The organism is Ilyomonas limi (genome assembly GCF_005233845.1).
Classification (GTDB): domain Bacteria; phylum Bacteroidota; class Bacteroidia; order Chitinophagales; family Chitinophagaceae; genus Ilyomonas; species Ilyomonas limi.
In genome coordinates, this window is the sequence record NZ_SZQL01000002.1 from 68,934 (window position 1) to 90,666 (window position 21,733).

The window sequence follows — 21,733 nt, forward strand, 5'->3', positions numbered from 1 at the left end:
CAGCTTATCCTTTAATTATTTATTGCCGCATTTTGTATGCACTCTTCTATAATTGCATCTATTTTTTCTTTTGTTAAATGCTCACGGTAAAATTTGCCCAACTGCATCATTGGGGCATAGCCGCAGGCGCCGAGGCACTCAACCACTTTGAGCGTAAATAAGCCATCGGGTGTTGTTTCGCCCACGTTAATACCAAGCTTTTGCTGGATATAGGCAATAATATCATCGCTGCCGCGCAACATACAGGGACCGGTCTGACACACCTCAAACACATACTTGCCTACCGGCTTTAAGTTGTACATGCTGTAAAAAGTAGCTACTTCATATACTTCAATCGGTTCCAGTTGCAGCAGGCTTGCTACGTAATCCATTGCTTCTACACTCAGCCAGCCGCCAAATTCCTCTTGCGCCAGGTGCAGCACGGGCAGCAGTGCGCTCTTTTGCCGTTCTTCAGGATAGCGGGCAATGATTTCCTGAACCTTATTTAATTTATCGGGTGAAAAAGTCATTTCTATTTTCTGTTTAAAGTCGTTTGATGCGATAGTCAAATAAATTGTATTTTATGCATCCATTTCTCCGGCAATCAGGTTAAGCGAACTCATGGTAATAACGGCATCGCTCAGCATGGAGCCTTTAGTTATTTCGCTGTATGCCTGATAGTAAATAAAACAAGGACGGCGGAAATGCAGGCGATACGGCGTTCTGCCCCCATCGCTGATAAGGTAAAAACCAAGCTCACCATTACCGCCTTCTACACAATGATACACTTCGCCTTTCGGCATTTCTACCTCGCCCATAATAATTTTAAAGTGCCAAATCAGCGCTTCCATTTTTGTATAAACATCTTCCTTTTTGGGCAAATAATACTCCGGAACATCTGCATGAAACACTTCGGCTTCAGGACCTTTAAACTCCTGTATTTTTTGGTATGCCTGCCGGATGATACTCAGCGACTGTTTCATTTCTTCGTCGCGTACTAAAAACCGGTCGTAACAATCGCCCGTTTTGCCGGTTGGAATAATAAAATCGAAATCTTCGTAACTGCTGTATGGCGTATGCACGCGTACATCATAATCCACACCCGCAGCACGGAGGTTGGGGCCGGTAAAGCCATAATTCAAAGCACGGTCGGCGCTTATTGGCCCTGCGCCAATGGTGCGTTCCATAAAGATGCGGTTGCGTAGCAATAAACCATCTAACTCACCCAAAGCTTTTGGATATTCATCCAAAAATTTTTCCAGCTTTGTCCATACGGTATTATTGAAGTTACGTTCAAAGCCGCCAATCCTGCCAATGTTGGTAGTAAGGCGTGCACCGCATATTTCTTCATATATTTCATACACGAGCTCACGGTATTGCATTACATACAAAAAACCTGTAAAAGCACCGGCATCCACACCTACCACGGAGTTGCAAATGAGGTGGTCGGTAATGCGCGCCAGTTCCATAATAATGATGCGCATATAATCTACCCTTTTGGGCAGTTGAATGCGCAGCAACTTTTCGCAGGTCATATGCCAGCCCATATTATTGATGGGACTGCTGCAATAGTTCAGGCGGTCGGTAAGCGGCGTTATCTGGTACAGCGGGCGGCGCTCGGCTAATTTTTCAAAAGCACGGTGTATATACCCAACTGTTTGTTCTGCCGAAACAATACGCTCACCATCCATCTCCAGGATGTTTTGAAAAACGCCATGCGTAGCCGGGTGTGTAGGACCGAGGTTAAGCGTAGTAGTTTGTTTTTCAATAGAGCCTTCCGGCAGCTTAATATTTTGTGGTTGTATTTCTAAATGCTGCATGTTGTTTATAATTCTAAAAATCCTTTGCAGAGCAAAGGTTATTATTCAGCACGTTTATTTCAAATATTATCTAAATCTGCGATACAATATAAAACATGTAATAGTACACCTCAAGTTGATAGACCTCTTATAAAAGCTGTATTGCTGTTTCTGCCGAACATTTTATTATTACCATATTTTCTTTTTCCAAGAAGCTCTTTCAGCGCTACAATGATTATTATTCCATTATCTACTTCATAAACCAACCTGTGTTCATCTGTTATTCTTTTGCCTTGATAACCCATCCAATTAGCTATAAGCGGTTCCGATTTTACTATGCCTTCAAATAACAGCATGTATCAGTTCAACTATCCTGAGTACTGTTTTTGGATGGTTCTTTATCCACCAACTTAATTCTTTCTAAGCTCGTTTTTAAACCTTCAATATCTGTGCTGATAAATTCGGACCAGCCTTCTTCAGTCCGTTTTATTCGCTTTAACAACTCAGGATTTTTTATTACACCCGGCAAACTTTTTTGATTGGGTATTTATTTTAATACTAACATTTTAGTCGTTTTTTGAACAAAGCTGCTGCCTCTTTATCTGCATCCTCTACTATCAAAATAAATTGAATTAATAAACATCCTTTGTAAAAGCCGTATCGCCACCCCTGCCAAACATTTCATCATCTTTATCACGACGCGTCTGGTCTTCCACAGGGTATTCTTTACGTTGTGGAAAGTAATCCATTTCATCCACATTCATAATACGCCGGAGGTTGGGATGACCAACGAAGTTCACGCCATAAAAATCATAGGTTTCGCGTTCCTGCCAGTTGGCAGATTCGAACAGGCGGGTTGCCGTAAACACATCCGGTGTATTAATATCGGTAAACACTTTGAACCGGATACGGATATTCTCTACCAGGTTGTGCAGGTGATACACTACAGCCAGTTCACGGCCTTTATCATTGGGGTAGTGCACGGCTGTTACATCTGTCAAAAACTGAAAGCCCAGCTCATCATATAAAAACTGCAACACTTTGAGGTTGTTCTCTTTGGGCGTTTCAAAGGTTAGCATTCCGTAAGGCGCTGTAAAATTGAAAACCGCCTCTCCAAAATATTCAGTCAGGCGCTGTTGCACTATTTCGTTAGTCAATGACATAATCCAGTTTTATAAAACGTAATTTCCCGGCAAAGAAACAATCTGTTTTTTATATTTTTCGTATAAAATAATATAGAAAACAGGCTCGGCAACCATACTGCTATAAAAGAAAAATGCAACTAACATTCATTAATTGCATTGTCCCAAATTTATTGAATACCGTAACTATTTAGTAATGCTTTGTATTCCGGTGTATTCCGGCGCCGCAAACTTTCGTTATGTACCAGATCCTGGATGCGCAATACGCCATCAATAATAGCTTCGGGGCGTGGCGGGCAACCGGGAACATATACGTCAACGGGTACAACCTGGTCAATACCCTGCAATACCGAATAGGTATCGAAAATACCACCGGAACAGGCACAAGCACCTACAGCCATCACCCAACGGGGTTCTGCCATTTGCAGATATACCTGCTTTACCACCGGTGCCATTTTTTTTGAAATTGTTCCCATCACCATCAGGAGATCGCACTGGCGCGGCGTAAAGCCCAAGCGCTCAGCACCAAAACGCGCAAGGTCATAATGGGGTGCCATGGTGGCCATGAACTCGATGCCACAGCAGGAAGTAGCAAAAGGTAATGGCCAAAGGGAATTTTTACGCGCCAGGCCTACTATCTTTTCAAAGTTGGTAGCAAAATAGCCTTCGCCCTGTGAGCCTTCCGGCATATCGGCGATGGCAATATTATCGTGAATATCTGCTTTTTTAGGATGAATATTAAATCGTACGGGACGTGCCATAATACTATCTTCTCCTTTTAATTTAATCTCACAAATGTACGCCACAAAGCGCAAAAAATGATGCTAAATAGAATAGTATGCCTAATTATTGATGCAACAAAACAAGCCTAGAACGATTGTTATCCAGTCTTTGCTCCGGTAATTTACTTATTCAAAAAAGTCTCAACTATTACTACTTATTAAAGAAATTTAATTGTGATATTTTGTGAAAATAATAATTTGCCTGCATGAATTATTGTTATTGCGCCAAGCGCTGCTTAACCCTAGCCTTAAGTCTGTTGATTTTAATCCCGGTATCCAATGCACAAAACAAACCACTTTCGGGCAAAGAGCCATCCTGGATTACTCTTGTATCTGCAGATTATAATAAAACCACTTTACACCGCGAAGCAGAAGATGGGTATATAGATCTTGATTTTCAAAAGCAGGTTTCGCTTGCTACACAAAGCGTATATATAAAGGAAGCTTATAAAATTCTATCTGAAGCCGGCGTACAAAATATGTCGCAACTGTCTTTTTATTTCGATCCTACCTATCAGTCACTTACTATTCATACCATAAAAATTATCCGTGATGGACAAACCATCAACAAACTGGATTTAAGTAAAATAAAAACCATTCAGGAAGAATCCGAACTGAACCGTTTTATTTACAACGGCACGCTGAAGTCTGTTTTGTTTTTGGAGGATGTACGTAAAAATGACATTGTGGAATATAGCTATACACTAAAGGGCTTTAATCCGATTTTCAAGAACAAATACAGCGATTTTTATAATACAAAATTTTCTACTCCCCAATATCATCTATATTATAAGTTAATTGTTCCTGCCGGCCGCGCCGTTAACATTCGCAATAGTGGGGATACTATTGCGCCAGGCATACATACCGAAGCGACTCAAACGGTATATGAGTGGAAAATGGATGATATACATGCATTGCATGTGCAGGATGCGCTGCCTTCGTGGTACGACCCGTATAGCAGCATTATGGTAAGTGAATTTAAAGATTGGAAAGAGGTGAATGCGTGGGCTGCCAGCTTGTTTTCAACGCCAACTTCACTATCTGCACCCTTGCAAAAAAAGATAGAAGAGATAAATACTATAAATAAAACAGAAGCAGACAGAGTAAAAGCCGCCTTACGTTTTGTGCAGGATGATATACGCTATATGGGTCTGGAAATGGGCGTCCATTCGCACTTGCCCGCCACTCCCGACAAAGTATTTGCGCGGCGCTTTGGCGATTGTAAAGAAAAAAGTTATCTGCTGGTAACCATGCTGCGCAAAATGGGCATTCAAGCTTATCCGGTTTTAATCAATTCCGGTTACACGCAAGCCATCAATAACTGGCTGCCTTCTGCGCAATGCTTTGACCATGCCACTGTGAAAGTTATCTTGCAGGATGGCGAGCATTGGTTTGACCCGACTATCAGTTATCAGCGCGGCAGTTTGAAAGACATTTCTTATCCGGATTACAAAACGGGACTGGTGATTACCGATACCACTTTTGCACTTACGCCTACTGCATTGCATGAGCAAAGTGAAGAGCGCGTGAGAGAAATTTTTTCTATAAAAAACATGCTGGGAAAAGCTGACTTGAAAGTAATAACAGAATATAAAGGGTCTTATGCCGATGATATGCGCGATGAGTTTAACAGCAGCAGCAATTATGAATTGCTTAATGAGTTTAAACAATTTTACCAGGGTTATTTCAGCGGCATTATCAGCGACAGCCTTACCTATAATGACGACAGCATCAGTGGTACCTTTACCACCACCGAATATTATACAATAGACAGCTTTTGGAACATGGAAACAAAAGGATTGAAAAGTTCCTTTACTTCTTATGTTATCAATGGTGTTATTAAAAAGCCGAAAGATAAATCGCGCACCATGCCGTTTTATCTTTCCTACCCTGCAAAATACCACGAAGAAGTGGAAATAAACCTACCCGAAGACTGGAATTTAAAGCCTTATGATGCAGTGATAAAATGCAGTGGTTTTGTGTATAAAGTAAAATGTACAACATCGTGGCGGAAGGTAGTACTGGCTTATGATTTCGAAAACTTAAAAGATGCAATTACACCTGCCGAGGCGCCACAATATTTTAGTAAATTGAAGGAAATAGATAACGTATCTGACTATGCAATTACTACTTATTCCAATACAGATAATACGTTATTCGCAAAAAATAGTACTACCACCAACTCGCTGTACTTAGTAGTACCCATATTTATTTTAATAGGTTCAGTACTCTGGTGGACACAAAGGAGAAGTTGAGCTTATGTTCAGAACACATTTCGCAGGTGTCACTTATGAGTAGCCAGTTGTGAGTTCAAAAGCTTCCTGTTTATTGTTCAAGAAAAGTTTTTGTATTTGCATATAACTTATTTAAAACAATAAAGCCTTGCACTATTGCAAGGCTTTATTTATGCTCAACAATAGAAATAGCTTTTAACTCATATAAGCTGATACCGGCTCGCAGGTGCACACCAGATTACGGTCGCCAAAAGTGTTATTAATGCGTGCAACAGATGGCCAAAACTTATTCAGCATTACGTAATGCAATGGGAAAGCAGCTTCTTTGCGGCTGTACGGATGGTTCCATTCATCCGCGCAAACCATAGCTTGCGTATGCGGAGCATTTTTCAAAGCATTATCCGTTTTATCAGCTTTACCTTCTTCAATAGCTTTTATCTCATCTCTTATACTAATAAGTGCTTCGCAAAAACGGTCCAGTTCGGCTTTGTCCTCACTCTCGGTAGGCTCAATCATAATGGTGCCCGGTACCGGAAAACTCATGGTTGGGGCATGAAAGCCATAGTCTATCAAGCGCTTCGCAACATCCTCAGCTTCAACGCCTGTTGTTGCTTTAAAGGGACGCAAATCCACAATAAACTCATGTGCACACGTACCATTGCTGCCGGTGAATAATACCGGGTAATGCTGTTGCAGCCTTGCCTTCATATAATTGGCATTGAGAATAGCAATTTCTGTTGCCTTCTTTACGCCGGTTACTCCCAACATTCTGATATAACCATAACTAATAAGTAAGATGCTGGCAGAGCCGAATGGAGCTGCACTTACTGCATGATAGCCGTTTGCTGCCGGTTCATTGCTCTTTGCGGTAAAAACGTGTCCAGGCAAATAAGGCTTCAGGTGTTCGCGTGCACAAATAGGTCCCATGCCCGGACCGCCACCGCCATGCGGAATAGCGAATGTCTTATGCAGGTTTAAGTGACAAACATCGGCACCGATGGTTGCGGGAGAGGTAAGCCCCACCTGTGCATTCATGTTGGCACCATCCATATATACTTGTCCGCCGTGCTCGTGTACAATGTTGCACATTTCCTGAATGCCTCCCTCAAACACGCCGTGTGTAGATGGATAGGTAACCATCAGCGCACCAAGCGTTTCTTTATATTGTTCCGCTTTTACTTTTAAATCTTCTATATCAATATGCCCTTCGGCATCGCTTTTTACCACTACTACTTTCATTCCCGTCATTACTGCACTGGCAGGATTGGTGCCGTGTGCCGAAATGGGTATCAGCACTACATTGCGGTGTGCATTGCCTTGTGCTTTGTGGTATTGCATAATGGTAAGCAAGCCGGCATATTCGCCTTGCGCACCGCTGTTGGGCTGCAGGCTGCAGGCATCAAAGCCGGTAATTTTACAGAGGTATTTGCTTAACTCTTCAATAATATATTGATAACCCTGCGCCTGGTCGGCAGGTACAAAGGGATGCAAATGACTGAAAGCGGGCCAAGTTACAGGAATCATTTCGGTAGCTGCATTCAGCTTCATCGTGCAACTGCCAAGACTTATCATGCTGGTATTAAGCGATAAATCTTTGTTTTCCAGTTGCTTTAAATACCGCATCATCTGCGTTTCGTTACGGTGAATATTGAAAACCGGATGCGTTAAATAAGGAGAAGTACGTTTGGCAAATGCCGGGAGACCTTTCAGTTCGTACCCTTCTGTATCGAAGCTCACGGCGATATCTGCCAAATCTTTCAAAGATGCAAACACATACGCAATATCCAGCACATCTTTTTGCGTTGTGGTTTCATCGAGGCTGATGCCGATAGTTCCGTCTTCCAAATAGCGGAAATTGATCTGCGCATTTTCTGCTATCGGGCGAATGGTTGCGGCATCGCCTTTAATTTTTATGGTATCGAAATAAAATTGGTTTTCGTTTTTAAAACCTAACTCTTCCAGCGTTTCGGCTAAGGTTTGCGTCAATAATGCTACGCGTTCTGCAAGCCCTTTTAAACCTTTAGGTCCATGGTACACGGCATACATCGCAGCCATATTTGCCAATAAAGCCTGTGCAGTACAAATATTGGAGGTGGCTTTTTCGCGCTTGATGTGCTGCTCGCGGGTCTGCAATGCCATGCGCAAAGCACGGTTGTTTTGCGCATCCACACTTACGCCAATGATGCGACCGGGAATACCACGTTTAAATTCATCTTTTGTAGCAAAGAAAGCCGCGTGCGGACCACCATACCCCAGCGGCACGCCAAAACGCTGTGCCGAGCCAACAGCCACATCCGCCCCTAACTCACCGGGAGGTGTAAGCAAGGTTAAGGCTAATAAATCGGCAGCCATTACTACATAGCCTTTTACGGCATGTACCTGTTCTATAAAAGTCTTGTAGTCTTCTATTGAGCCGTTGTTGTTGGGATATTGTATAAATGCCCCAAAATACGTTTCATCTAACTGTGCACTTTTATATTCCCCAAATACCAGTTCCACACCAATAGGCGTTGCGCGGGTGATAATCACATCTTTTGTTTGGGGAAAAATGTGATTATCTACAAAAAATTTAGGCTTGGTGATTTTGCCCGGATTGTTTACGTGATGAAAGAGCATTGCCATAGCTTCCGCAGCAGCCGTTGATTCATCTAATAGAGAAGCATTCGCCAGTTGCAAACCAGTCAGGTCGGCAATCATCGTTTGAAAGTTGAGTAAACTTTCTAAACGCCCCTGAGAAATTTCTGCCTGATACGGTGTGTATTGGGTGTACCACCCGGGGTTTTCAAACAGGTTGCGGAGGATAACACTGGGCGTAATGGTATTGTAATACCCCTGCCCTATCCATGTTTTATACACTTTATTTTTAAGTGCAACCTGCTTTAATTCATTTAAATACTCGTATTCGCAGATGGCAGCCGGCAAGCGCAACGGCTGCTCTAAATGAATACCGGGAGGAATAGTTTTGTTGATTAGTTCGTCTATGCTTTCTACACCAATAGTGGTGAGCATTTCCTTTACTTCTGTTTCATCAGGACCGATATGCCGTCTCTCAAATTCGGTATCCTGCTGTTCAAATATATTCATATATTGGGTGACCACTTTTTTAGAAAGCGCAAAGGTATGCCTTTAAGAAATGATGTAAAACTGTTGGGAAAATAATGTGGATAGCTGTGAATTGTAATTAAGAAAGTATTGGGAAATGGACTCCTGCGGAGCTTGGAATAACATACATTCCTGTTTACTTCTACTTATATAACACCTTACAGAACTGTACTACTTCTTTACTGAATAATATTAGGCTGAATAGACATTTATAAACTTTAATTATATCATTCACGTTCCTTCCCTTCAAACCATGTTACCGCTTCCTGCCTGAGATTATCAGGTATTTCATGTTCCCCATCAAATTCATGATAGGAGACCTCCAACCCCTTTCTTTTTAACGGTGGCACAATGCGCCGGCTGCAACTACCAATGGGCAACACCCTGTCGTGAACGCCATGCGAAATAAAGACTGCGGGCTTGCCATGCTCTTTCGTTACATAGAAAAATCCTGGTGAAAAAGCTATACTATTGTTGAATAAATCGCCATTAATTAAACCAAGACATAGCGCATAAGAAGCACCATCTGAAAAGCCACCAATAGCAACAGGTGTGGCATCTATGGCATAATTTTCAAAAATAGTTTGGAGCGCATGGTCTAAAAAGCTGACATCCATACCAAAAGAATCACCGGCAATAATATCCCAGGTATAATCCTGCGAAGCCGGCGCATACACAATCATATTATTTGCATCGGCATATTGATTTATCAAATACAGCCCATGCCCGGCAATGCCGCCGGAGCCGTGCAACATTATCGCCAGCGAAGCTGGTATTGCGGCATTGTATTGTTGTGGAACATATATGAAACTTTCTTTTTTGCTATGTAACTGAAGCGATTGAACACCAGTGGGCATCGTATCGTTTGCAGGTTTTCCATGGGGCTTTGCGGTTAAACGGCCAGCGCTATACACACCTTTATTCATAACCTACCCTCACCTTTCCGGTAGAGCAAACAAGTGTTATACCAAGGCGTTGATTGAACAATTAAGTCATTCCTTTTCATCAATATAAATAATAACTGCATATATGCAATTGTGAAAGGGATGAGGAATAAAAACCATAGCTCATGGAAACACTACCAAATTATATTAAGGATATAAACCACTTATGCTGCTCAGTATCTGTATATTCCTCATTATCATTTTACGCTACATAACGCAATTTCATTTTATTGCAATAGTAATGGCATGTTTTTTATTGAATATACATCTTTACAATTACTCAATCCGAGCTTTTGCAAACGCTTATAATTACTTCTTACAAACGGTTGATAAAATATAAATAAGCCATTTTAAAAACACCTAAAAACAAATAACCTATGATTGCAATGAACTTCCGGGGACCGTACCGGATACGGGTTGACCGTAACAAACCGGAGCCTGAAATTTTGCATCCCCAGGATGCTATTGTACGTGTAACGCGCTCCTGCATTTGCGGCTCCGACCTGCATTTGTATCACGGACTGGTGCCGGATACACGCATTGGAAGCACTTTCGGCCATGAGTTTACAGGCATTGTGGAGGAAGTAGGATCGGAAGTGACAAAATTAAAAGTTGGTGATCATGTATTGGTGCCATTCAACATTGCATGCGGCGCATGCCCGCTGTGCAAGCAGGAAATGTATGGCAACTGTGCCGAATCAAACTCAATGGCAACAGCCGTCGCAGGCATTTTTGGATACTCGCACACCGCTGGCGGTTTCGATGGCGGACAGGCAGAATATGTGCGGGTGCCATATGCCGATATCAGCCCCATTAAGATTCCCGATGGTATGGATATAGAAGATGCTGTATTGCTCACCGATGTAACGCCTACCGGCTACCAGGCAGCAGAAATGGGTGGCATACAAAAAGGTGACACGGTAGTAGTGTATGGCGCGGGGCCAATTGGTTTGATGGCTGCAAGATGCGCCTGGCTGTTTGGTGCTGGCAGAGTGATTGTGATTGACCATTTGGAATACCGGCTGGAGTTTGCCCGAAAGTTTTCGTTTGCCGAAGCTTATAATTTTAAAGAAATGGACGACCCGGTTGTTTTTGTGAAAAGAACTACCGACTGGTGGGGTGCCGATGTAGTAATTGATGCCGTCGGCTGCGATGCATCGGGCAGTGCGTTTCAAACAGTGCTGGGTAAAAAATTGTTGCTGCAGGCCGGTTCTGCCACTGCATTGCACTGGGCGGTAAACTCGGTTAAAAGAGGTGGTATTCTTTCTATTATTGGCGTGTACGGTCCGCCGTGGAATTTGTTTTCAATAGGCAGTGCGATGAATAAAGGTATTACCATACGCACGAATCAGGCTTCGGTAAAGCGCCTATTGCCCCGCCTGATTGACCATATTATGACAGGGCGCTTAAGCCCGAAAGATATAATAACCCATCGTATGCCACTCGAAGAAGTATCGGAAGGTTATCACATGTTTTCGGCAAAGCGCGACAATATTATAAAAGCAGTTCTTATTCCCCCAAAAGCCAATGTGGCATAAAAACATTTTGTTATGGCAAATACACTAAATCCTGTTACGGATACCAATACCGCGGCTAATAGTATTACTGATGTGCCGCATACACATAATAACAAGCTGGCAGCCGACGATACCATGCTGGCAGACCAATATAAGCATATACCTGGCTGGGGCATGGATGCCGATGATCATGATCCGGCTTATCCCATGCGGCACTACAATGGTGCCGACCATCAACGGATTAATTATGAAAAGCCGCCACAGCAACCGGTAACTGTCGAAATCTTACATTCTATCGAGCGCCCGACAGTTAGCCGGGTTACCAGCGACAGATTGCCACCCAAAGGCTTAAGCGGTGCCATACGGCGTGCAGCATTTAAGTACAGCGAAGCCAATGCTATGCACTGGATGGGATTGATATTAGCCGACCGGGTAAATATGGTAGAAGGCGTGATTGACGATTTGAGGCGTGGTCATATTCCCAACATTATTGAAGAACGCGGCTGGAAAGCAGAATGGAAGTACAACAGAAAAGGCGTTATTAAAGAAGCATTGATTGGCGCAGCCATCATAACGGCAGCAATAGCGTTTTCCTCCAGTAAAAATAAAAAGAAGAAAGCACTAAAAGCAATGAGGGCAATGAAAGCAAAAGTTACTTCCTGATAAAACATAGCGCAATGATATGACTAACGACCTATAAGGTGAAGATTTTAGGCAAAACCCTTAAGACGATTGATAAGTTGATTGTCTTAAGGGTTTAGTTTTGTAATGAATGTCTAAAGTTTTTCTCGTTAAAATAGCTTGTACAGTACAACTACCAACTGATTATTACCAATAATATATACATGCTTACACAACAGCAAATATTTAATATACATGGATGAGCCATTTACGCTAACTGTACCTTACCACGGGCAGCAGCACGACTTTGAAACACAACTAATTGTAACAGGTTATACTTACAAATTCAGAACTGTGGTAAATGATACTGAAGTATTTTTTGAACGCGATGATGCGGGAGATTTCCGTGCACTGGCACCCAATGCCGATGCAAAACAATTGCACTCTTTAGATACCGGATTGCTGCAGGCGATAGCACAACAATTAGATACGATACTATCATAAACATTTATATACTGCACAATAACTTTTGCGTATCAATGTTTACTTTTATTCGCAATAATTTTTTACAGAAAATACATCAGGCAATTCCTATGAAATATCCTTGGTTAATAGCAGTCACCCTATCACTTTGTACTACTTCATTTTCTCAAACCATTATAAAAAAAGATACTGCTATTGCGCAAATGGTAAGCGAAGTAAACGCCGACTCTTTACAATCATACATACATACTTTAGTAAGCTTTGGCACCCGCAACACGCTAAGTGCACAGGATAATAATAAAAAGGGTATTGGTGCGGCACGCAACTGGGTACTCCATAAATTTAATGCTTTTGCTGCAAACAGTGGTGGCCGGCTCACTGCTTTTATAGACACTACCACCATACCGCCAGACGGGAAACGGGTAGATAAACCAACATTGCTGGGCAATGTGGTAGCTACGCTAAAAGGAACAGACCCGAACGATAATCGCATTTTGATTATCAGCGGGCACTTAGATAGCCGCCGCACTGATGTAATGGACCGTACCGGCGATGCGCCCGGTGCTAATGACGATGGCAGCGGCGTAGCGGCCGTGCTGGAATGTGCAAGAGTGATGAGTAAAAGAAGTTTTCCGGCAACCATCATTTTTGTAGCAGTGAGCGGCGAAGAGCAAGGTTTGCTTGGCTCTACCTATATGGCAAACAAAGCCAAAAAAGATACCTGGAATATACAAGCCGTATTGAACAACGATATTGTGGGCAGCAACAACAGCAACGAAACCAACATTACTGATAACACCAGGTTGCGTGTTTTCAGCGAAGGATTGCCGGCTTACGAGCTGGATAAAAATGCCAAGACAATCCGTTTTTTAGGCCTTGAAAACGATGGTAAATCGCGGCAACTGGCGCGCTATGTAAAAGAAGTGGGCGAACGGTATGTTCCTAATATAGAAGTAATGATGATCTACCGTAACGACCGCTTTTTGCGTGGCGGCGACCATTTGCCGTATGTAGAAAATGGCTTTCCTGCAGTGCGCATTACTGAAATGAATGAAAACTTTTATCATCAGCATCAGGATATTCGCACCGAAAACAATATTCAGTACGGCGATCTGGAAGCGTTTATGGACTTTGAATATTTACGGAAAAATACAACAGTTAATCTATCCACCTTAGCCAATCTCGCCAAGGCACCGGCTGCGCCGCAAGCAGTAACTATTGATGTAAAAAACTTAACCAATAGTACCACTTTACATTGGAATGCACCCACCACTGGCAACGTGGCAGCGTATTACGTTTTAATGCGCGAAACCACGAGTGCAGTATGGCAGAAGAAATTTTATACAACTGATACTTCCATGCAATTGCCATACAGCAAAGACAATTATTTTTTTGCGGTGCAAAGTGTAAGCGCAGATGGTAACGAAAGTCTTGCAGTTATGCCTTCGGTAGGAAGATGAAATTATTAAGATTCAGGAAGCAATAAATAGAGAAAAGTCAGGAATAAAGTTCAGGTAGAAAGGTAAGCAATAAGTAAAAAGTATATATTAAAAGAAATAAATAAAAAGGTACCGGATATTTAAAAATTCGGCACCTTGCATGTAAGCAACTCAATTTATAATATCTCCCAGTTTCAATTCAAACTATACTACCCCGGATCAATCAGAAAGAATCGGAAGAAACATGATGCAAATCATTCAATGCCTGCACTACCCTGCTTACGGGCAAGCCCATTACATTGTAAAAATCGCCATTAATAGATTTTATTCCTACTACTCCAATCCACTCCTGAATAGCGTATGCGCCGGCTTTATCGTAGGGTTTGTACTTATCTACATAAAAAGTAATTTGCTCAGTTGTTAATTCATGAAAACTAACCTCAGTTATATCTGCAAAAGCAATTTCTTTTTCACCACTTTTAATAACCACACCCGTTATCACCAGGTGGTTTTGTCCCGAAAGGCGTTGTAATATTTCAATGGCATGCTCTCTGTCTATAGGTTTGCCAATCACTTCGTTATGCAAGACCACAATGGTATCGGCAGCAATAATATTACGGTCTTTTACTTTGTGCTGCACTGCCGCCGCTTTGTTGCGGGCAATATACACCGGTATATCCTGTATAGCCGTAATGTTGGCAGGATAAGATTCATCGGTATTTGCCACCATCACCTCAAAAGGCACTTCTGCCCACTCCAGTAATTGCTTACGGCGCGGCGACCCGGATGCCAAAACAACACGTTGCATAGTTTATTATGAATAAAATTTAATGAAAATAATAGATAAAATGCCGGTAAACATCACCAGTTTTACCAAGGTGCTCAAGCGGTGAAAATCTTTTGGCGCATTCGCTTTAAAAAGGTCGCGTAAAATATTGATGAGCGGCGCAATAATAAACACAATGCAATATACCGCACTCACCCACCATTTAAACGCAAGCACATAAAACTGCAACATAGTAAGTATGCCAATAAGTACTACCAGCCACACGGCAACAAAAATTTTAGACGCGTGTACTCCCCAAACAATGGGCATTGTGGTACAGCCGTATTTGCGGTCACCTTCTATATCTTCCATATCTTTTATTACCTCGCGGATAATAGAAATAATGAAAGCAAAACCAGCATATAAAAAAGTATAACGGCTTAGTTTGGCAATATCCACACCGCGTATATGCGGAAAGCTCACCACTTCGCACCACGTAATCACCAGCACCACCCATGCCGTGAGCAGCGAGATTAATATATTGCCCGCCAGTAATTTTTTCTTTAGAGAAATAGAATATACAAACAAGAATAACACACATGCTGCATTAGCTAATCCAAGAAATAAAATAGGCGTGGTAAAGTCAATATAAAAGCCAATGAGAATACCTACTGCACTTAATGCTAAATGCAACACAATGGTCCAGCGGCGCGGAATAATTTTTTCCACCACCAGCTTTTCCGGCTTGTTAATGCGGTCAATATTCAGGTCAAAATAATCGTTGATAATGTAGCCTGCTGCAGCCACCAATACCGACGAAAGGCACAGCAGGAAAAAAGTTTTGCCATGCACCACCGGCACTTTGCCGGCAGCTACATACAACGGCTTTACTATGCAATACACAAACAATATTTGCGTAAGTGCGATGAACAGCAGGTTGGGCCACCGTATTAATCTTAAAAAAGCGGTAATTTGTTTCAAATAAATAATTTATCGGGATTTGATGTGTGTATCTACCTGCCAGTCACCACGCAGTTTTAGTACTTTTTCTATTACATCGCGGGCACAACCTTCACCTCCTTTGAGGGGCGAAACATAATGCGCAATACTAATTATTTCCTGCGCTGCATCGGCAGGGCAGCAGGCAACGCCGGCATATTGCATTACTGTATAGTCGGGTATATCATCGCCCATAAACAACACTTCTTCCCGGCGCAGGTTATTGACGAGCATATATTCCTCCAAACATGTTTTCTTATCTGTAATGCGCATATACACATCCTGTACACCCAGCAATTGCATTCTTTCTTTCACCTCTGCCGAATTACCCCCGGATATAATTGCTATATGATAATTCTTTTTAACCGCCAGTTGCAAAGCATACCCATCTTTTATGTTCATCTTACGTGCCATTAAGCCATCGGGCATTATCAAAATAGTTCCATTTGTAAGCACACCATCTACATCAAAAACAAAAGTAGTGACCTTCTTCAAAAGAGATAAGATGTTGCCACCTTCCCCTGAAGGGGAGTTATTCAAACTATTTTTATTCATGCTCATCTTTTTATACTACTCAAGAAATGTACAAGCTGATAATTGTCCTCTTTAGGGTTTGGGGTTACTGGTTATCCCGCCACTCATACACCCAGGCACTTTGTATCATTTCCAGGTGGCCCTCGGTACTTTGCTCGCGCGTACCCGCAAAGTTGGGAATTTGCAGCACCCATTCCAGCAAATCGGTAAAGCGTATGCGGTATATTTTACTTTCATTGAATGCATCCCCAAAACGCTCATACAGCTTCATGGCAATATCTTCATGATCGTTCCAGGTGATTGGTGGCTCAAAGTGAGACATAAGTACGTTATTTTTGATAATTATTCGCCTAAAAACTGGGTTTGATCGGGCAGTGTTATTTCTATTTCACCTTTATCATCCAGCAGCACGCACTGGCAACCAAGCCGGGAGTTGATGCGTGGATTAACGGCGCGGTCAATGAAATCTTCTTCTCTGTCGCTTATTTCTTCCAGGTAATCCATTCCATCATTTACATATACATGACAGGTACTGCAGGCGCATACGGCACCGCAGTTGTGATGCAGTTCAATATCATTATGCAGGCATACTTCCAGGAGGCTTTGGTCAGGTTCAATATTGTGCAGTATTGCAGGTGCTAATCCTTTCTGTTCAAAATTTATCTTTATCGTGTACATTACTCACCTCATTTGGGCGGCAAAAGTATTCTAAAAATAGCTGGCACTTCTTTCAGCAGCTTTTACAATATGAAATAATTGTTAAGAAATTTATACTGCATAATAAAAATTCTACTTACTTTTATCCAATCAATGAATTTCGCTTCTGGTTTTCATTGTTTTATACATGGTATTTAAAGATCGGTTGCTTGCTCATAATTCCCCGCTGGCTTTCCGGCGGGGTTTTTTGATATACACCAAAGGTCATGATTCAACCTTTTACCTGCCAATTCTTAATACTTAGCGTAAGCACTTCATATACGTTTGCCAGCAAAGGATAGGACTGCAATACCTGCAAATGCCGTTGAATTGTTGTTTCATCGTTACGCACCGCCGGGCCGGTTTGCAAGTTTTCCGGCGCTTCAAACTGCATACGATGCACTGTTTCGTGTATCAAAGGCCTTAAATAATTAAAATGCAAATGCTCACTGTTGCAAAACTGATTTGCCAGCGCAAACAGATGATTTATAAAGTTGGAGCAAAAAACAGCCGCTATGTGTAGTTTTAATCGTTCAGCATCGCCTGCCCAATGCACTTCTGCAGCTATTGTTTTGGCTAATGCAGTTATGGTCGCTATTATCTCTTCATTATTTCCATCCACAAAAAGCGGAACCTCCGGAAGATAAGGCAACTCTTTGCGCAGACTCTGTAACGGATACATTACGCCATATTGCTTATGCTTTTGCAACACATTGATGGAAATGCCGCCACTCGTATGCACAATAATGGTATTGGGCAAATGCAACTGCGCAGCAATGGCAGCAATGGCACTATCGCTGGTAGCTATTATGCATACTTCTGCTTCGGTATTTATTTGGTTAAAGCCGGTAATGGGCATTGCCTGCAAAATAGCTGCACATTCATTTAAACTTTGCTGATTACGGCCAAATACCTGCAAAATGGTATGGTTTGCCTTTGATAACATTTTGCCTAACACCTGAGCAACATTGCCGGTGCCAACGATAACAATTTTCATAATGCTGCAATATTAACATACAGGTGCAATATTGCTGCGAAGGATAAGTGCAATGTAACATACTATGTTTCGAACAAAAAAGCACCTATTATTCCCGAATGCTATCCATGCTTATTACATATATACTAGGTAATTGCACCTTAACTTTTTAAAAGAGCTAAATAAAAATACCACTTTAAAACACCTGTTTAGTGCCATTCTCTTATCAGCTTATTTCAATCTGCGCCTTAGTCTTAACGGATTTAGTCGTGCGGGATCTACAATATTATCCGATATCAACATAAAAAGGCTGCCTGAAAAGGCAACCTTGTAAAACCTAACATACCACACAAACTTCAAATACAGTTAAAAGCCATTGTACCGCCTGTCGGGTGTATATACAATTGCAGGTGGAGTATTGTAACGCCTGCCATATGCATATTGGTGCTTTGCATTGTCATTCCACACATCAAAACCACGGTGTTCGATAGTTATACGATCTGCTTTGCCAATGCGTACATGATGCGGCAACCGATACGCTATTTGCCAGCCTCCGTGCGATGGATAGATATACTGGTGTGTACGGAAGCTGTAATACACATTAGTTTGCGGATAATAGAAAAACGATTCCAAACGCAAATGATCGTAGGCCCTAGGAAAACGTGGTTGTGCAGATGCATTGGTGATGGTAAAAGCAACGGACATTAATAAAAGTACAGTGTAAAAAATTCTTTTCATACCCGTAAAATTTTAGTTGTAATAAAGACCTGCTGCTGCAAGAATCGTTTAGCTATCAGGTGTTCGTTTAACATTTTTTAGGCAAATACATTTCAGTTGCAAGTCAGTTGCAAGTCGCCGTAATCCCTTATTGAGGCTGCTGTTTACCCGGATATTCACTTAATCTACCCGGTTATGGCTTATACTTTGATAGGCAGATAGAGTAACCTCAAAAATTTATGTTATGAAAAAAATTATGATTGTATTTGTTAGTAGCTGGATGCTATTAGCATGTAACAGTGCATCCAACAACAACCAGGATAGTGTTGACAGCGCACAGGATGTAAATGATAGTACAAATGTTGTGAGCAACAATACCTCTGATTTTGCAACGGAAGCAGCCAGTGGCGGCATGATGGAAGTGCAGTTGGGACAAATGGCGCAGCAAAAAGCCCAAAGCCAGCGCGTGAAGGACTTTGGAGCCATGATGGTAAAAGATCACTCACAAGCCAACGACGAATTAAAGGCAATAGCAGCAAGACAAAATATTGCATTACCCGATAGTATGTCGGACGACAAAAAGAAACACATAGACGACCTGAGCAGTAAAACAGGAAAAGATTTTGATAAAGCTTATATGGATATGATGGTGGATGACCATAAAGAAGATGTAGATAAATTTAAAGACGCTGCCCAAAATGTTACTGATACTGCCATCAGAAGTTTTGCGGCTAAAACAGTACCTGTTTTACAAAAACATCTCGATTCTGCACAGGCAATTCACCAAAATATGCAGTAAGTTTTATGGTATCCATTGCAGGTTGCAGATAGGTCGGGGTGCTACCCGCACAAGAGCAGCTTTTGCAGGGTTGGCCGGTATTTTTACAATATAAAAAATAAGGTCTTCGCCATGGGATAGCCGGTTGAGCTCCTGAACATTGAAAACAACTTTTATGGCATTGGCAGCTGCTGTTTTACTGTCAATGCCATTGCGTTGTTTGTTCATTACTATAACTTTTCTTATAAAAGCAGTATCGCTCCCTGCAAATACAAACTTCAAAGCAGAAGTATCCCTTTTATGTACCTGCACCGTTGGTATGCTATCCTCTGTTGCCGATGCAAGTTGTTTTTCATTAAGATACAACTTCCAGCTATCAACCGATTGACTATAGGACAAAAAAGGAATGAGTATTAGTATTATGGAGCAAATTTTAAAAAGCATATTCATTGTTTTATTACAACAAGATAAACGAATCTTTACAGTGTTTGTTTAAAATCTCTTCAATAGTAGCTTACCGCGTAGTTATTCTGTATTCACCAATTGTTGCCATAAGACAGCATTGCAGTAAAAAAGTTAAACACAGAAGATAAACAAACAATTGTTTGTCTTTTATTTGCGCTCCAAAAGTTTAGCTATATGGCTGTCAAAGAAAAGATTCTGGTAATAGGTGCTTCGGGACAAATAGGTGTTGAATTAACAATGGCGCTTCGCAAAATATATGGCAATGCCAATGTAATTGCTTCTGATTTGCGCGAACAAAACCCGCTGCTCGAAGGCACCGGGCCGTATGTATCGCTGGATGTAATGAACAAAGAAATGCTGCATGTACAGGTAATTCGCCAAAATATTACGCAGATTTATTTACTCGCAGCCATTCTTTCTGCCACGGGTGAAAAAAATCCAAATCTCGCCTGGAACCTCAACATGCAGGGCTTGCTGAATGTACTGGACATTGCAAGAGAAGAACAATTAACCAAAATATATTGGCCCAGCAGCATTGCGGTTTTTGGACCTACATCACCTAAACACAATTGTCCGCAGCAAACTATTATTGAGCCGATTACGGTGTATGGCATTAGTAAATATGCAGGCGAATTTTGGTGCAATTATTATCACCAGCGTTGGGGCGTAGATGTTCGCAGCTTGCGCTATCCGGGATTGATTAGTTATAAGTCGGCACCCGGCGGCGGCACTACCGATTACGCCGTAGAAATATTTAGCGAAGCAGTAGAAGATAAACACTACAATTGCTATCTGGCCGAAGATACTTATTTGCCCATGATGTATATGCCCGATGCCATTCGCGCCACCATCGAATTGATGGAGGCGCCAGCCGAAAATATTTCGGTACACACATCATACAATCTGGCTGGCATTAGTTTTTCTCCGGGCGAAATTGCAGCCAGTATTCAACAGTATATACCCGATTTTACCATTGATTATAAACCAGACTACCGCCAAACCATTGCCAACAGTTGGCCGCAAAGCATTGATGATAGTATTGCGCAAAAAGACTGGCACTGGAAGCCGGAATATGATTTGGAAAAAATGACAAAAGATATGCTGGAGAATGTTCAAAAAGCATATGCAAAAAGCCATTAGATTGTAATAACTGCGATCTATAAATCCCGGGCTTTAAGCAAAAAAATAGAAGTTTAAACTTTATTTCCCCGTAGGCAAAGACACATAAGAAATGTCGGCTACCGTTTTGTTTTCAAGAATGGCCAGGTTAGCATCGCGCACCTGGCACATAATGTCGCGCAGTCCACAATTATTTTCATCGCAGTGCCCGCATCGCTGGTAAAAGTGCAGACTTACACAGGGCAGCAAGGCTATGGGTCCATCTATCAGTCGCAATACTTCGGCTAAAAAAACTTTCTCCGGCGGCTTAGCCAGATAATAGCCGCCGCCCTTGCCTTTTTTGCTATCCAGTATGCCCTGCTTTTTTAGTTCGAGCAATATGTTTTCCAAAAACTTAAGTGGAATATTTTGCTTCTGCGAAATTTCGGCAATGAGCACCGGCTCGCCGCCGCGCTGCTGCGCCAGGTACATCAAAGCCTTAAAAGCATACTGTGTTTTTTTAGAAAGCATACCCTTGTTTTATCAATCGCATCAACCTACAAAAATAGGACTTATAGTTGTTAATTCTACATTAATAGTCCGAAGGAGATCTGTTGGATAAAAGAGATTTAAAAAGGTGCGTTTTAATTATTTAAAAATCC

General features: G+C 41.8%; 23 protein-coding genes. 7 read left to right on the forward strand and 16 right to left on the reverse strand.

What is annotated here, in order from left to right:
- Positions 1 to 11 precede the first annotated feature (11 nt).
- The 5 genes from FC093_RS03625 to FC093_RS03645 form a co-directional block, all read right to left on the reverse strand.
- The gene (locus tag FC093_RS03625) at positions 12 to 548 is read right to left on the reverse strand and encodes an NADH-quinone oxidoreductase subunit NuoE family protein (protein ID WP_240743169.1); all 537 of its coding nucleotides are present in this window, start codon (positions 546 to 548) and stop codon (positions 12 to 14) included.
- A gap of 12 nt (positions 549 to 560) precedes the next feature.
- Entirely contained in the window at positions 561 to 1,799 is a 1,239-nt protein-coding gene (locus tag FC093_RS03630) for an NADH-quinone oxidoreductase subunit D (protein ID WP_137260396.1), read from the reverse strand.
- 110 nt (positions 1,800 to 1,909) lie between these two features.
- Positions 1,910 to 2,134: a type II toxin-antitoxin system YoeB family toxin gene (locus tag FC093_RS03635; protein ID WP_137260397.1), complete on the reverse strand. Its 225-nt coding sequence runs from the start codon at positions 2,132 to 2,134 to the stop codon at positions 1,910 to 1,912.
- Between the two features lie 276 nt (positions 2,135 to 2,410).
- A complete protein-coding gene (locus FC093_RS03640) occupies positions 2,411 to 2,941 on the reverse strand; it encodes an NADH-quinone oxidoreductase subunit C (RefSeq protein ID WP_137260398.1) in 531 nt (176 codons plus the stop codon).
- 149 nt (positions 2,942 to 3,090) lie between these two features.
- A complete protein-coding gene (locus FC093_RS03645) occupies positions 3,091 to 3,681 on the reverse strand; it encodes an NADH-quinone oxidoreductase subunit B (protein ID WP_137260399.1) in 591 nt (196 codons plus the stop codon).
- A 278-nt stretch (positions 3,682 to 3,959) separates the two neighbouring features.
- On the opposite strand from FC093_RS03645, the gene FC093_RS03650 reads away from it, so the two are divergent.
- Positions 3,960 to 5,957, forward strand: coding sequence for a DUF3857 domain-containing transglutaminase family protein (locus tag FC093_RS03650; protein WP_170970984.1), 1,998 nt, complete (start codon positions 3,960 to 3,962; stop codon positions 5,955 to 5,957).
- Between the two features lie 174 nt (positions 5,958 to 6,131).
- Here the strand turns inward: FC093_RS03650 and gcvP are convergent, their stop codons facing one another.
- Together gcvP and FC093_RS03660 are read right to left on the reverse strand one after the other, a co-directional pair.
- A complete protein-coding gene (gcvP, locus tag FC093_RS03655; RefSeq protein WP_137260401.1) occupies positions 6,132 to 9,020 on the reverse strand; it encodes an aminomethyl-transferring glycine dehydrogenase in 2,889 nt (962 codons plus the stop codon).
- Between the two features lie 245 nt (positions 9,021 to 9,265).
- On the reverse strand, positions 9,266 to 9,964 hold the full coding sequence (locus tag FC093_RS03660; protein WP_137260402.1) for an alpha/beta hydrolase: 699 nt from the start codon (positions 9,962 to 9,964) through the stop codon (positions 9,266 to 9,268).
- Between the two features lie 395 nt (positions 9,965 to 10,359).
- On the opposite strand from FC093_RS03660, the gene FC093_RS03665 reads away from it, so the two are divergent.
- The 4 genes from FC093_RS03665 to FC093_RS03680 all read left to right on the forward strand — a co-directional run bounded on the left by FC093_RS03665 (position 10,360) and on the right by FC093_RS03680 (position 14,063).
- Positions 10,360 to 11,520 (forward strand): zinc-dependent alcohol dehydrogenase, encoded by a 1,161-nt coding sequence (locus FC093_RS03665; RefSeq protein ID WP_137260403.1) that lies wholly within the window; start codon positions 10,360 to 10,362, stop codon positions 11,518 to 11,520.
- A gap of 12 nt (positions 11,521 to 11,532) precedes the next feature.
- A complete protein-coding gene (locus FC093_RS03670) occupies positions 11,533 to 12,162 on the forward strand; it encodes a hypothetical protein (protein ID WP_240743170.1) in 630 nt (209 codons plus the stop codon).
- A 213-nt stretch (positions 12,163 to 12,375) separates the two neighbouring features.
- Positions 12,376 to 12,624: a hypothetical protein gene (locus tag FC093_RS03675; protein ID WP_137260404.1), complete on the forward strand. Its 249-nt coding sequence runs from the start codon at positions 12,376 to 12,378 to the stop codon at positions 12,622 to 12,624.
- An 89-nt stretch (positions 12,625 to 12,713) separates the two neighbouring features.
- Complete coding sequence (locus FC093_RS03680) at positions 12,714 to 14,063, forward strand: M20/M25/M40 family metallo-hydrolase (RefSeq protein ID WP_137260405.1); 1,350 nt, start codon at positions 12,714 to 12,716, stop codon at positions 14,061 to 14,063.
- 202 nt (positions 14,064 to 14,265) lie between these two features.
- On the opposite strand, the gene FC093_RS03685 is transcribed toward FC093_RS03680, so the two are convergent.
- The 7 genes from FC093_RS03685 to FC093_RS03715 form a co-directional block, all read right to left on the reverse strand.
- Entirely contained in the window at positions 14,266 to 14,850 is a 585-nt protein-coding gene (locus FC093_RS03685; protein ID WP_137260406.1) for a Maf family nucleotide pyrophosphatase, read from the reverse strand.
- A gap of 6 nt (positions 14,851 to 14,856) precedes the next feature.
- Positions 14,857 to 15,789, reverse strand: a complete 933-nt coding sequence (locus FC093_RS03690) for a geranylgeranylglycerol-phosphate geranylgeranyltransferase (RefSeq protein ID WP_137260407.1) — start codon at positions 15,787 to 15,789, stop codon at positions 14,857 to 14,859.
- 9 nt (positions 15,790 to 15,798) lie between these two features.
- Complete coding sequence (locus tag FC093_RS03695) at positions 15,799 to 16,362, reverse strand: KdsC family phosphatase (RefSeq protein WP_137260408.1); 564 nt, start codon at positions 16,360 to 16,362, stop codon at positions 15,799 to 15,801.
- Between the two features lie 64 nt (positions 16,363 to 16,426).
- Positions 16,427 to 16,663 (reverse strand): Fe-S cluster assembly protein IscX, encoded by a 237-nt coding sequence (iscX, locus tag FC093_RS03700; protein ID WP_137260409.1) that lies wholly within the window; start codon positions 16,661 to 16,663, stop codon positions 16,427 to 16,429.
- Between the two features lie 20 nt (positions 16,664 to 16,683).
- Positions 16,684 to 17,019, reverse strand: coding sequence for a 2Fe-2S iron-sulfur cluster-binding protein (locus FC093_RS03705; protein WP_137260410.1), 336 nt, complete (start codon positions 17,017 to 17,019; stop codon positions 16,684 to 16,686).
- Positions 17,020 to 17,269: 250 nt separating this feature from the next.
- Positions 17,270 to 18,034 carry a Rossmann-like and DUF2520 domain-containing protein gene (locus tag FC093_RS03710; protein ID WP_137260411.1) on the reverse strand — a complete coding sequence of 255 codons (765 nt, stop codon included), beginning with the start codon at positions 18,032 to 18,034 and terminating at the stop codon, positions 17,270 to 17,272.
- Positions 18,035 to 18,379: 345 nt separating this feature from the next.
- Positions 18,380 to 18,751, reverse strand: a complete 372-nt coding sequence (locus FC093_RS03715; RefSeq protein ID WP_137260412.1) for a hypothetical protein — start codon at positions 18,749 to 18,751, stop codon at positions 18,380 to 18,382.
- 223 nt (positions 18,752 to 18,974) lie between these two features.
- Between FC093_RS03715 and FC093_RS03720 the strand changes: the two genes are divergently transcribed.
- A complete protein-coding gene (locus tag FC093_RS03720; RefSeq protein ID WP_137260413.1) occupies positions 18,975 to 19,529 on the forward strand; it encodes a DUF4142 domain-containing protein in 555 nt (184 codons plus the stop codon).
- 3 nt (positions 19,530 to 19,532) lie between these two features.
- Here FC093_RS03720 and FC093_RS03725 read toward each other — a convergent pair whose 3' ends face one another.
- Complete coding sequence (locus FC093_RS03725; RefSeq protein ID WP_137260414.1) at positions 19,533 to 19,952, reverse strand: hypothetical protein; 420 nt, start codon at positions 19,950 to 19,952, stop codon at positions 19,533 to 19,535.
- Positions 19,953 to 20,147: 195 nt separating this feature from the next.
- Between FC093_RS03725 and FC093_RS03730 the strand changes: the two genes are divergently transcribed.
- Complete coding sequence (locus tag FC093_RS03730; RefSeq protein ID WP_137260415.1) at positions 20,148 to 21,113, forward strand: NAD-dependent epimerase/dehydratase family protein; 966 nt, start codon at positions 20,148 to 20,150, stop codon at positions 21,111 to 21,113.
- A 60-nt stretch (positions 21,114 to 21,173) separates the two neighbouring features.
- Here FC093_RS03730 and FC093_RS03735 read toward each other — a convergent pair whose 3' ends face one another.
- A complete protein-coding gene (locus FC093_RS03735; RefSeq protein ID WP_137260416.1) occupies positions 21,174 to 21,602 on the reverse strand; it encodes an RrF2 family transcriptional regulator in 429 nt (142 codons plus the stop codon).
- Positions 21,603 to 21,733 lie beyond the last annotated feature (131 nt).